Source organism: Nocardia sp. NPDC004573 (assembly GCF_053602135.1).
Window position 1 is genome coordinate 26,691 of record NZ_JBSGDA010000033.1, and the last position, 12,061, is coordinate 38,751.

A 12,061-nucleotide genomic window follows, 5' to 3' on the forward strand; every position below is an offset into this window, starting at 1 on the left:
TGTACGAGTTCTCGGTGAAGTGAGGTGTGTGATGGTCGAATTCGAGGTCACCGGAACGAGGGTGACGGTGCACGTGCTCGGCGCACATCAAGTGCTGGCGCTGCGCGACCACCTGACCTTCGATTTGTCCGACATCACCGCGCTCGGCCTGGCTGGAGTCGACCGCCGCCCGCCGTGGGTGCGCGCGCCCGGCGCCTTCTTCCCCGGCGTGATCGCAGCCGGGACTTTCCGCGGCAAGGGCCGCAAGGAATTCTGGGACACACGCTTCGACGGGCACGCCATCCGTATCGACTTGGCGAACGCCGATGTCACACGCCTGGTGGTCGACGTCGCCGACCCGGACGCCGAACTGCGCAAGCTCGCCATCGCGGTAGCCGCCTGAGCCTCGCTCAGGCGCCGAACGATCGCAGCGCGCCGGTGTACGGCTTCGGCGGCGGCGCGGCGAATTCGCCCCTTCCGGACTTGCGCAGACCGAGCGTGAGCAGCGATTGGACGGTCAGGGTCGCCGCCGCCACACCGTCCACCACCGGCACGCCGACCTCGGCGCGCACCTGCGCGGACAGATCGGCCATCCCCGCGCAGCCCAGAACGATCGCATCGGACCGGTCCGCCTCGACCGCTTCCCTGCACGCTTCGATGACGATCTTGCGCGCGTCCGGATCGCTGTCGAGGGCGAGCACGGGAATCTCACAGGCGTGGATACCGCGGCAGAAGCGCCGCATCCCGTAGCGCTCCGCCAGATCGGCCGCCCGGCCGACGGTCCGGCCCAGGGTGGTGACCACGCTGAACCCGCGACCGAGATGAGCGGCGGTACGCATGGCGGCTTCGGCGATCCCGATCACCGGTCCCCCGGCCAACTCGCGCGCGGCGTCGAGACCGGGGTCGCCGAAGCAGGCCAGCACGTAGCCGTCGACCCCCTCGGCCTCCCCGCGCCGGATCGCGGCGAGCAGGCCGGGAACGCTGAGCGCTTCGTCGTAGTGACTTTCGATCGAGGCCGGTCCCATCTCCGAGGTCACCGCGTCGAGCAGGGTGCCAGGACCAGCGACGGCCCTGGCACACTGCTCGATCGTGTCGGTCATCGCCCGGGAGGTATTGGGGTTGACCACGCGAATACGCATCAGGCCGCGCTCTCCCGCACCGCAGGCCGGGTGCGCGTGGCCAGGACGTAGTAGGCCACGAAGCCCAGGCCGCAACCGACGAACCAGCTGTACTGGGCCGCGGTGTACATACCGGTGACGTCCTTGGCCAGCACCGGGATCACCGCGACCAGCGCGCCGACGACCGTCGCGATCACCGCGGCCGGGTGGTATCCGCCGCGATACCAATAGCGTCCGCTGCTGGACATCGTGAACAGGTCGTCCACCGCCACGCGTTGCTTGCGCACCAGGTAGTAGTCGGCGATGAGCACCCCGAACAGAGGGCCGATGAAGGCGCCGAGCACCTCCAGCGTGTAGTGGATGACCTCCGGGTTGTTGTAGAGATTCCACGGCGTGATCAGCACCGAGCCCACCGCGGCGATCATGCCGCCCGCGCGCCAGCTGACGCGCTGCGGACTCACGTGCGAGAAGTCGAAGGCCGGCGAGATGAAGTTCGCGACGATGTTGATGCCGATGGTGGCGACAGTGAAGGTCAGTGCGCCGAGCACGATCGCGAAGGTGCTGTCGATGCGCGCCACCGTGGCGACCGGGTCGGTGATCAGCTCGCCGTAGACCGGCACCGTCAGCGAGGCGGTGATCACCACCAGCAACGAGAACAGCAGGAAGTTCAGCGGGAGACCGAGCAGGTTGCCCCGGCGCACCACGGCGAAGGACTTGCCGTACCGGGAGAAGTCGCCGAAATTCAACATCGGCCCGGAGAAGTAGGAGACCACGAGCGCGATGGCGCCCAGCATCACCGGCACCGAGTCCCATCCGGTGTACCGCACCGCGCCCAGGTTCAGATCGATCGCGCCCCAGCCGGCCTTCGCGATCAGGTAACCGCACAACAGGAACATCACCACGTACACCGCGGGCCCGCAGAAGTCGATGAACCGGCGAATGGACTCCATGCCCTGCCAGAAGACACAGGCCTGCACCACCCACAGCGTCAAATAGCTACCCCAGCCGAGCAGCGACAGACCGAGGAACCCATAGTCGCCTGCCACCGCGTAGGGCCCGAGGGACGGAAACAACTTCACCAATACGACATCCAGTGCCGCCGAAGCGAGAAACGTCTGAATGCCGTACCAGGCCACCGCGATCAGCCCGCGGATGATCGCGGGGATATTGGCGCCGAGCACGCCGAACGCACTGCGGCAGATGACCGGGTACGGCACGCCGGTCATCTGACTCGGCTTGGCGACCAGATTGCAGAAGAAATACACCAGGGTGATCCCGATCAGCAGGGCCACCAGTACCTGCCAGCTGGCCAAGCCGAGCGCGAACAAGCTGCCCGCGGTGACATAGCCACCGACGCTGTGCACGTCCGACATCCAGAACGCGAAGATGTTGTAAGAGCCCCAGTTCTGCTTGCGCAGCGGCGCGAGATCGTCGTTGGTCAGCCGTGGGTCGTAGCCGGCGGGGGCGATCCGCTCGGGGGCGGGTGCCGCGGCGATGGTTTCGGTCATGGCGCTTCCCATCCGAAGGGTGAAACTGTGATCGAAACGACGGTAGGAATCTGCTATTGCCCGTCCATTGCGCGGTTATTGCCCGGCTATTGCGCGGCAGATATATCTTCCGGCGCGAGCAGACCGGTATCGGTGGGCAAGGTCGCGATCACGGACTCCAGCCTGCGATGGTGATGTTCGGCGACGAGCAGCAGGCGCTCGACATCCCGGGCCAGGAACGCGTCCAGCATCAACGCGTGGTCGGTGTGCAGCCGCACTCGGTCGGCCCGGCCGATGTGCACCATCGACTGCACCGGCTCGGTGACGTTCCATGCCGCTTCGAGCATGTGCAGCAGTCGGAACATGCGTGAGGGCCGGGTCAGCGCCACATGGAAGGTGCGCGACCCACGGTGGTAGGCGGCCGGGTCGTCGTCGCGAATCGCCTGTTCCAGGGCCTCGTTCACATCCAGCAGTTCGGCGCGGTCGGCGGCGGAGTGGTTCATGGCGGCCGCGGCGAGCGAGGCCGTCTCCAAGGTCTGCCGCACGATGTACATCTCGCGCAACTCGGCGGCGGTCAGTTGCGCCACCGTGTATCCCGCGTGCGGCTCGTGGGTGACCAGTCCCTCCCCGATCAGCGTCTTGAGCGCCTCGCGCACCGGAATATGGCTCACGCCGAACAGTTCCGCCACCTCGCGCAGCGGGATGACGGTGCGGGGCGGCACCGCCCCGTCGAGGATCACCCGGCGCAGTTCGCCGAGGATGATCTGCGGGCGGCCGGGTGTGTCGACGACCAACCTCGCGAGCAGCGCCGAACGTCGTCTCGGGGGCATGGCAACACGCTAGGGGCAGCGTGTTGCGTCCCCGGTCACCCGTGTGACGGTCAGGAAACGTCTTCTCACAGTACCGACCGGTCGGGTGGTGGGTGCGCGTCCCGGCCACCGGTCTCGAGCGAAACGAGACACCTAGCATGGGATTGTTCGCGACGCCGCAGACGCTGAAAGACAGGCACAGGTTTCGATGACAGTTTCGGCAGGACAGTTCGTAGATCGTCGTTTCGCGCGCCTGGTGGCGGAGTTCGACCGGCTGTTCCGGCGTCCGTCCGACGGCGGCGGCGCGCTGGCGGTCTACCTGCACGGCGAGCCGGTGGTCGACGTCTGGGCCGGATATGCGCATCCCGACATCCCGTGGGCGCACGACACGATCGCGATGGCCTACTCCACCGGCAAGGGGATCGCCAGCACATTGGTGCATCGTTTGGCCGAGCGCGGCCTGATCGACTACGACGAGCCGGTCGCGACATACTGGCCGGAGTTCGCGGCGGCGGGCAAGGACCGCATCAGTGTGCGGGCGATGCTGACCCACCGGGCCGGGCTGCACCGGCTGCGCGGGCTGCTGCCCGGCCCCGTCGAGCGATTCTTCGACGACGCCGCGGTCACCGCGGCGCTCGCGGCCGCCGCGCCCGATCCACGGCACAAGGTGACCAGCGGCTACCACGGCATCACCTACGGGCACCTCACCGCGGAGCTGGTGCGGCGGGTGACCGGAGCGGAATTCACCGATGTGCTGCGCACCGAGATCGCGGAACCGCTCGCGGCCGAGGACCTCTGGTTCCGGGTCCCGGCGTCCGAGCGCGGGCGTATCGCCACCAATTTCCCGCGCCTGACGGTGGCGGGCATGAGCTGGGAGCGTAGCTCGCGACTGCTCGCCCGGACCCGTTTCGCGGCCGCCGCCGACACCACCCCGGTGGGATTCGCCGAGCTGGTGGCCGACCCACGCCTGTACGACTCGGTGATGCCCGGCCTCAACGGCGTCTTCTCCGCCCGTGCGCTGGCCCGCGTGTACGGCGCGCTCGCCAACGGCGGGCAGCTGGACGGCCACCGGCTGCTGAGCCCGGACACCATCGAGCAGATGACCCGGCGGCAAGTGTTCACCCCGGACTACGTGCTGGCCTTCCGCATCCCTTGGGCCCTCGGTTACCACGGCGTGCCGATGAAGCCGTCCAAGGCCGAACCGGTCTCGGCCTTCGGCCATTTCGGCCTCGGCGGCTCCGGCGGTTTCGCCGACCCGGTGACCGGGATGTCGCTCGGCTTCGTCACCAATCGCCTCGGCAGCAGGATCACACCGCTCGGCGACGCGCGCCTGGCCCGGTTGGGCGCGCTGGCCCACAACCTCGCCAGAGCGGCCTGACCTCGCCCGCCCGAGTGGCAGCATGGCGGTATGGAATCGGTCGACATAGCCCGGATCGAGGCGGCCGGGCGGCTGCTCGCCCCCGTGATCCGGCGCACGCCGCTGCTGGCCTCGCGGGTGCTGTCCGAACGCGTGGGCGCCGAGGTGTGGTTGAAGTGCGAGAACTTGCAGCGCACCGGTTCGTTCAAACCGCGCGGCGCCTACAACCGGATCGCGAATCTGCCGCGGGAGGCGCGCGAGCGCGGCGTCGTGGCCGCGAGCGCCGGTAACCATGCGCAGGGCGTGGCGTGGTCGGCGTCGTCGCTCGGCATCGCGTCGACGGTGTTCATGCCGGTCGGGGCGTCGCTGCCGAAACTGATGGCGACCAAGGCGTACGGCGCGCAGGTCCGCCAGGTCGGCGAGACCATCGACGAATCACTGGACGCCGCCCTGGATTTCGCCGACCGGTCCGGCGCGACGCTGATCCACCCGTTCGACCATCCCGATATCGTGGCCGGTCAGGCCACCGTCGGCACGGAGATCGCGGAGCAGTTGCCCCAGGTGGGCACGGTGCTCGTGCCCACCGGCGGCGGCGGCCTGTTGGCCGGAGTCGCGCTCGCGCTGCGGCAGCTGGCGCCGGACGTGCGCGTCATCGGGGTGCAAGCGGCGGAAGCCGCCGCCTGGCCCGCCTCGCTGGCGGCGGGCCGCCCGGTGCGGGTCGAGCGGATGGCGACGATGGCCGACGGCATCGCGGTCGGGCGTCCCGGCACCGTGCCGTTCGATCATGTGGCGCAGCATGTTTCGCGCATCGTCACGGTGGACGAGGAAGCGCTGTCGCAGGCGTTGCTGCTGTGCCTGGAACGCGCGAAGCTGATCGTCGAGCCGGCGGGCGCCGCCGCGGTCGCCGCCCTGACCAGTCACGCGCCGGAGGAACTCGGTTTGCGCGGGCCGGTTTGCGCGATCCTGTCCGGCGGCAACATCGACCCGCTGCTCCTCACCCGGGTGATCGGGCACGGCCTGAGCGCGGCGGGCCGTTATCTGGCCGTGCGGGTGACCATTTCCGATCGCCCCGGCGCGCTGGGGGCGCTGCTCGCGGTGATCGGGAAGACGAGCGCCAGTGTGGTCGACGTGGCACATTCGCGGACCGGGACCTGGCTGGCGATCGACGAGGTCGAGGTGGCCCTCACCCTGGAGACACGAGGCCGCGACCACCGCGACGACGTGCTCACCGCCCTCGCGAACGCGGGATACGCGGTCCGCGTCTCGGATTGACCGGACGTCGCCATCGCACCTTCATCGAGTGACCCACCACCGAGGGACCTACTCGCGAAACGCCGCGACCATGTGCCGCTCGTGCGCGTGGAGAGGGGTTAGTGCGCGCCGCCGAGTTCCAGGGCGAGTACGCCGAGGATCACTAGCGCGATGCCGCCGACCTGGACGACGGTGAGCCGCTCCTCGAGGAACAGGACGCCTATCACCGCGATCGCGGCGACGCCGACCGCCGACCAGATGCCGTAGGCCACTCCGATCGGCATGCCCCGCTTCAACGCCTGGGCCAGGAAGAAGAACGCCGCGCAATAGCCGACAACCACCACGATGGACGGTACGAGCTTGGCGAATCCGTCGGACAGTTTCAGCGAGACGGTGGCGGTCACCTCGGAAGCGATGGCCAAAGCGAGCAGGAGCAAGGTCATTTTCGCAGCGTAGCCACAGCCGCACGAGCGCGCACCGGTCGGCGATCACCTTCCCGCGCCCGCTCCCCAGCACCGGGAATTCACGGCACGGCGACCACGGCCGACGCGTCGATACCATCGCGCCATGCGTTGCTCGGCCGTTGCGGTAACCGATTTTCCCTTCGATGAGGTGACGTGCAACGAGTTGCCGTACGCCGAGCGCGACGAGCGGTATCGGCGGTTGCACGAGTGGCCGGAGCCGAGCTATGCGCACCGCTGCGGGCTGCGCATGATCTGGAAGTACGCCGACGTGCGTGAGGTGCTGGACGCGACGACGCCCGGCATTTCCAATACGAATTCGCTGGACCCGCTGGTCGGTTACGCGCGTATCGCGGCGACACCGCGAGCCATACCGCATTTCGTCCGGCATCTGGTTCCGCCACCCGCGAAGGCCACCGCCAACCTCGCCGACGATCGGCTGCACAAGCGCGTGTGGAACACCATGGCCGGGCCGGAGGGACACTTCACGATTTCCGCGGCGGATCGGCCCGCTCGGGCCGCGCAGATGGCCGAGCACTTCCACGAGGCGGTGCGCGACGCGGGTTTCCGGGCCGGGTCGCCGTTGGACGTGACCGCCCTCTCCATCGGTTACGCCGCCCGGACCGTCGGCGCGGCGGTCGGCCTGCCCGCGGCGGACTGGCCGCACGTGGCCGCGTGGAGCGGAGCGCAATCGGGACTGCTCGGCCGGGTGATGCGTGGACGGGAACTGGCCGACGCGGTGAGCGCGCTGGGGTGGTTGTTCACGGTCAGCGGCAGAGCGGTGCGGGAAGGCCGGGGCAGCGAGGCGGCCGGGTTCGCGCGCAAGTTGCGCGACGCCGGCCTCTCCCATCGGATCGCGGTGTCGGCCATGGCGAACTCGCTCGCCGCCGGAGTGCACACCGTGAGCGGCAGCATCCAGCAAGGCGTCCAGCGGTTGCTCGGCGATCCGGACCGGACCTGGTGGAACCTCCTGACCGAACCGGAGGGCGGCACACGGGTCGCCGCGAAAATCCTGCAACTGGATCCCGGGCTGGTGGCGTGGAAGCGCCGAGCCAGGACGCCGGTCGTGCTCTCCAGCGGCACGCGGCTGCCCGCCGGACCGCTGCTCGTGCTGTTCGCCGCGGCCAACCGCGATCCGGCCGTCTTCCCCGACTGCACGGCGCTGAACGGCTCCGGGAAGTTGCCGTTGACCTTCGGCTTCGGCAGGCATGTCTGCCCCGGCAAGAGCATGGCCACGCTGGCCGTCGAGGTGTTTCTCCGGCAGTTGCGCGAGCTGGCGCCGGAGGCCGAAGCGGTGGCGGAGGCCGTCGGCGCCCGACAGCGCAGTGACCTGCTGTTCAGCGGCGCCGACATCACCGTCGTCGGATAGGCCGACTCACCGGACCCGGTCGCGAAACCGGCACTTTTGGTCGAGCCGGGCCTGCGGCCGCTGCCGCCCGCCTCGCGGATCGTGGCTGGTTCAGTCCAGCCAGGCCCGCGCCGCGGCCGCCGCCTCGCGCACCTCCGCCAGCTGCGCCGCGACCTGCACACCGGCGGTACCGCCGCGGGCATCCCGCGACGCGATGGACCCTTGCACGGTGAGCACCTCGCGCACCTTCCCGGTCAGCGCCGGGTCGACGGCGGCGAACTCCTCGTCGGTGAGCTCGTCCAAGCCGACGCCGCGAGATTCCGCGACGCGCACGCACGCACCCGCCGCTTCGTGCGCGACCCGGAACGGAACACCCTGGCGGACCAGCCATTCGGCGATGTCGGTGGCCAGCGTGAAGCCGGCGGGTGCGAGTTCGGCCATGCGATCGGTGTGGAAAGTCAGGGTCGAGACCAAGCCCGCGATGGCCGGGAGCAGCAGTTCGAGCTGCGCGACCGAGTCGAACAGCGGCTCCTTGTCCTCCTGCAGGTCACGGTTGTAGGCCAGCGGTTGCGCCTTGAGCGTGGCCAGCAGCCCGGTGAGGTTGCCGATCAGCCTGCCCGCCTTGCCGCGGGTCAGCTCGGACACGTCCGGATTCTTCTTCTGCGGCATGATCGACGACCCCGTCGACCAGGCGTCCGCCAGGGTGACGTAACCGAACTCCGGTGTGCTCCAGAGAATGACCTCCTCGGCCATCCGGCTCAGGTCGACGCCGATCATGGCCAGCACGAACGCGGCCTCGGCGGCGAAATCCCGCGCCGAGGTGGCGTCGATCGAGTTGGCGGCCGCCGAATCGAAATCCAGCTCCGCCGCGATCGCCTCCGGGTCGAGTCCGAGCGAGGAACCCGCCAGCGCACCGGAACCGTAGGGCGACACCGCCGCGCGGCGATCGAAATCACGCAGCCGGTCCAGGTCGCGCAGCAGCGGGTGGGCGTGCGCGAGCAGATGATGGGCCAGCAGCACCGGCTGCGCCGCCTGCAAGTGGGTCTTGCCCGGCATGACCGCGTCCGGATGCGCGGCGGCCTGCTCCACCAGCGCGTCGACCACCGCGAGCACGCCCGCGGCCACCCGGCGCACGCCGTCACGCAGCCACATCCGGAACAGGGTCGCCACCTGGTCGTTGCGCGAACGCCCCGCCCGCAACCGGCCACCGAGCTCCGGGCCGACCCGTTCGATCAGGCCGCGTTCCAGCGCGCCGTGCACGTCCTCGTCGGAGTCGGCGGGACCGAACGCGCCGGACGCGACGTCCGCCGCGAGGCGATCCAGGCCGTCCAGCATGCCGGACAGATCGGCGTCCGACAGCAGCCCGGCCTTGTGCAGCACTCGTGCGTGCGCCTTCGAGGCGCGGATGTCGTAGGGGGCCAGCGCCCAGTCGAAGTGGGTCGACTTGCTCAGCGCGGCCATGGCCTCGGCCGGGCCGGAGGCGAATCGGCCGCCCCAAAGCGCGCCTTGGTTCGTGCTCATGTGCTCGTCCGCCTCTCCGCGTCTTCAGAATCCCCGCCTCTCCGGGCCTTCAGGCCGTACAAGTCGAAACGGGGCTGTTTTACGTTCAGGTCCTGCGTTGGGTGACCGTCGGGTTCTGGGCGTACCCGGTGAGTCGCCCACATTCTTGCGAAATCGGGTGGTGCGTTGATTCGCGAGATCAGTTGGTGCGTTGATTCGCGAGATCAGTTGGTGCGTTGGCTTGCGGGATCAGTTGGTGCGTTGGTTTGCGACTCGGTTGCTCCGTTGGCTCGAGGAACCAGCTGTTGCGTTGGCGCGCGAGGGCGAGTGGTGCGGGTCCGGCTCGACGCGGCTCGGTGGTTGCTCGACACCATCTGCCGAGAGCGGCATCTCGCGCCGGGGGCGAAGGTGCTCGGAGGTTGCCTTACGGCTGCATCACGGCCCTGGTCAGCGCGTTCCGTATGCCGATTCGAGAGTACGGCCTCGCACGACGCATCGGCGTGCCGGTGCGTTTCGGCACCGGCACGCCCGTGGCCTACTTCTGGTTCAGGTCGCGGCGGGCGGCGACCTTGGAGGACAGGCCGTGGATCTGAACGAAGCCCTTGGCCAGGGACTGGTCGAAGGTGTCGCCCTCGTCGTAGGTGGCCAGGTTGAAGTCGTAGAGCGACTGCTCCGAGCGGCGGCCGTTGACCACGGCCGAGCCGCCGTGCAGCACCATCCGGATGTCGCCGGACACATGCTGCTGCGTGTCGAGGACGAAGGCGTCCAGGGCGCGCTTGAGCGGAGAGAACCACAGGCCGTCGTAGGCCAGCTCGCCCCAGCGCTGCTCGACCTGCCGCTTGTAGCGGCCCAGCTCGCGCTCGATGGTGACGTGCTCCAGCGCCTGGTGCGCGGTGATCAGCGCGATGGCGCCGGGCGCCTCGTAGATCTCCCGGCTCTTGATGCCCACCAAGCGGTCCTCGACCATGTCCAGCCGGCCGACGCCCTGGCGGCCCGCGCGCTTGTTCAGCTCGACGATCGCTTCCAGCACGCTGACCTGGCGGCCGTCGATCGCCACCGGCACACCCTTGTCGAAGGTGATGATCAGTTCGTCCGGCGCCTCGAAGTTCACCGTCGGGTCGGAGGTGTAGTCGTAGACGTCCTTGGTCGGGGCGTTCCACAGGTCCTCGAGGAACCCGGTCTCCACCGCGCGGCCCCAGACGTTCTGGTCGATGGAGAACGGCGACTTCTTGGTGACGTTGATCGGCAGCGAGTTCTCCTCCGCGAAGGCGATGGCCTTCTCCCGGGTCCACGCGTAGTCCCGGACCGGGGCGATCACGTTGAGGTCGGGCGCGAGCGCGCCGATGCCGACCTCGAAGCGGACCTGGTCGTTGCCCTTGCCGGTGCAGCCGTGCGCGACGGTGCTCGCGCCGTGGAACTTGGCGGCCTCGACCAGGTGCTTGACGATCAGCGGACGGCTGATCGCCGACACCAACGGGTACTGACCCATGTACAGCGCGTTGGCCTGGATGGTGGGCAGGCAGTACTGGTCGGCGAACTCGTCGCGGGCGTCGATCACGATCGCCTCGACGGCGCCGCAATCCAGGGCGCGCTGGCGCACCACGTTCATGTCCTCGCCGCCCTGGCCGAGGTCGATGGCCACGGCCACCACTTCGGCGCCGGTCTCCTTGCCGATCCAGCTGATCGCGACGGAGGTGTCCAGCCCACCGGAGTAGGCGAGTACGACGCGCTCGGACATGTTCTGTGTGCTCCTCGATGGTTCGGTGCTCGTCTGCGTGATACGGACCGGCTTCCCGCCACAGCGGCCCGCACGTCCTCCAAATGATTATGCACGACGATGCAAGCCCATTCATAATCGGGTGGGGCCAACCCTGAGCTGGGCCGACACCCTCCCCTCTACCCTCTCAGAAGCACGGGCGGACCGTCTGCCCATGGCAGGAAACACGCCCATTCGTCGCCGCGTTCCAGCATCCCGGCGAGTCACCCGTGTTGGTACGGGACCGGTTGCCGCGTTCGTGACGATCAGGCTAGTTGTTCGATCTTCGCGGCCACTTCCGCGCCGGTCAGCGGCTCGCGGGCGATGACGGCGATGGTGTCGTCGCCCGCGATGGTGCCGACGATGTAGGGCAGGGCGGCGCGGTCCAAGGCGCTGGCCAGGTAGTGGGCCGCGCCGGGTGGGGTGCGCAGGACCGCGATGTTGCCGCTGGCGTCGGTGGAGACCAGTAGGTCGCCGAGCAGTTTGGACAACCGGTCGGTGCCGCCGGTCACGCCGCGCACGGGGCTGCCGTCCTCGGGGACCACATAGACGCCCGCGCCGCCGTCCGCCGCGCGCAGCTTCACCGCGCCGAGTTCGTCGAGATCGCGCGACAATGTCGCCTGCGTGGTTTCGATGCCTTCGGCCGCGAGGAGCGCCGCGAGCTCGGTTTGGCTGCGGACAGCGTGCGCCGACAGCAGTTCGACGATGCGCGACTGCCGCCCGGCGCGGGTGCGGGCGATGGCGGGGCCGCTTCGTCCGGATTCCGACTGCGAGACGCTCACGGCCGCGCCTCGCTGGGGCGCGGGACCGTCGTACGCGGCCGCGCGCGGCGCACGCGCTGACACCGGCTCACCGCCGCACCTCGCTGGTCCAGCGCGGGCCGGGGCGAGGACCGATTCGCTCGCTGGGCACAGATGAGCACGGGCCATGCCGGGTGATACGCACGTCCTCGATCACGCTGCGCCTTCCGGCACAAGCGGAGCCGGTCACGCTCC

Annotated in this window: 11 protein-coding genes; 4 read left to right on the forward strand and 7 right to left on the reverse strand. The window is 69.3% G+C overall.

The features are described from left to right. Positions 1–31 precede the first annotated feature (31 nt). Positions 32–382, forward strand: a complete 351-nt coding sequence (locus tag ACWEKR_RS32400) for a hypothetical protein (RefSeq protein ID WP_452357728.1) — start codon at positions 32–34, stop codon at positions 380–382. A gap of 7 nt (positions 383–389) precedes the next feature. Here the strand turns inward: ACWEKR_RS32400 and ACWEKR_RS32405 are convergent, their stop codons facing one another. The 3 genes from ACWEKR_RS32405 to ACWEKR_RS32415 all read right to left on the reverse strand — a co-directional run bounded on the left by ACWEKR_RS32405 (position 390) and on the right by ACWEKR_RS32415 (position 3,414). Continuing rightward, positions 390–1,118 (reverse strand): aspartate/glutamate racemase family protein, encoded by a 729-nt coding sequence (locus ACWEKR_RS32405; RefSeq protein ID WP_452357729.1) that lies wholly within the window; start codon positions 1,116–1,118, stop codon positions 390–392. Continuing rightward, positions 1,118–2,605: an NCS1 family nucleobase:cation symporter-1 gene (locus tag ACWEKR_RS32410; RefSeq protein WP_452357730.1), complete on the reverse strand. Its 1,488-nt coding sequence runs from the start codon at positions 2,603–2,605 to the stop codon at positions 1,118–1,120. The genes ACWEKR_RS32405 and ACWEKR_RS32410 overlap by 1 nt, the downstream gene beginning before the upstream one ends. An 86-nt stretch (positions 2,606–2,691) precedes the next feature. Further along, a complete protein-coding gene (locus ACWEKR_RS32415) occupies positions 2,692–3,414 on the reverse strand; it encodes a GntR family transcriptional regulator (protein WP_379256173.1) in 723 nt (240 codons plus the stop codon). Positions 3,415–3,601: 187 nt separating this feature from the next. On the opposite strand from ACWEKR_RS32415, the gene ACWEKR_RS32420 reads away from it, so the two are divergent. Both ACWEKR_RS32420 and ilvA read left to right on the forward strand, forming a co-directional pair. Continuing rightward, entirely contained in the window at positions 3,602–4,771 is a 1,170-nt protein-coding gene (locus tag ACWEKR_RS32420; RefSeq protein WP_452357731.1) for a serine hydrolase domain-containing protein, read from the forward strand. Positions 4,772–4,801: 30 nt separating this feature from the next. Next, complete coding sequence (ilvA, locus tag ACWEKR_RS32425; protein ID WP_452357732.1) at positions 4,802–6,022, forward strand: threonine ammonia-lyase; 1,221 nt, start codon at positions 4,802–4,804, stop codon at positions 6,020–6,022. Positions 6,023–6,120: 98 nt separating this feature from the next. Here ilvA and ACWEKR_RS32430 read toward each other — a convergent pair whose 3' ends face one another. After that, on the reverse strand, positions 6,121–6,444 hold the full coding sequence (locus ACWEKR_RS32430; protein WP_195087941.1) for a DMT family transporter: 324 nt from the start codon (positions 6,442–6,444) through the stop codon (positions 6,121–6,123). A gap of 124 nt (positions 6,445–6,568) precedes the next feature. On the opposite strand from ACWEKR_RS32430, the gene ACWEKR_RS32435 reads away from it, so the two are divergent. Continuing rightward, positions 6,569–7,831 (forward strand): hypothetical protein, encoded by a 1,263-nt coding sequence (locus tag ACWEKR_RS32435; protein WP_452357733.1) that lies wholly within the window; start codon positions 6,569–6,571, stop codon positions 7,829–7,831. Positions 7,832–7,921: 90 nt separating this feature from the next. Here ACWEKR_RS32435 and argH read toward each other — a convergent pair whose 3' ends face one another. The 3 genes from argH to ACWEKR_RS32450 all read right to left on the reverse strand — a co-directional run bounded on the left by argH (position 7,922) and on the right by ACWEKR_RS32450 (position 11,848). Beyond that, on the reverse strand, positions 7,922–9,331 hold the full coding sequence (gene argH, locus ACWEKR_RS32440; RefSeq protein WP_452357734.1) for an argininosuccinate lyase: 1,410 nt from the start codon (positions 9,329–9,331) through the stop codon (positions 7,922–7,924). Between the two features lie 514 nt (positions 9,332–9,845). Continuing rightward, on the reverse strand, positions 9,846–11,048 hold the full coding sequence (locus tag ACWEKR_RS32445; protein WP_452357735.1) for an argininosuccinate synthase: 1,203 nt from the start codon (positions 11,046–11,048) through the stop codon (positions 9,846–9,848). Positions 11,049–11,332: 284 nt separating this feature from the next. Further along, the gene (locus ACWEKR_RS32450; RefSeq protein ID WP_324198273.1) at positions 11,333–11,848 is read right to left on the reverse strand and encodes an arginine repressor; all 516 of its coding nucleotides are present in this window, start codon (positions 11,846–11,848) and stop codon (positions 11,333–11,335) included. Positions 11,849–12,061: the final 213 nt, after the last annotated feature.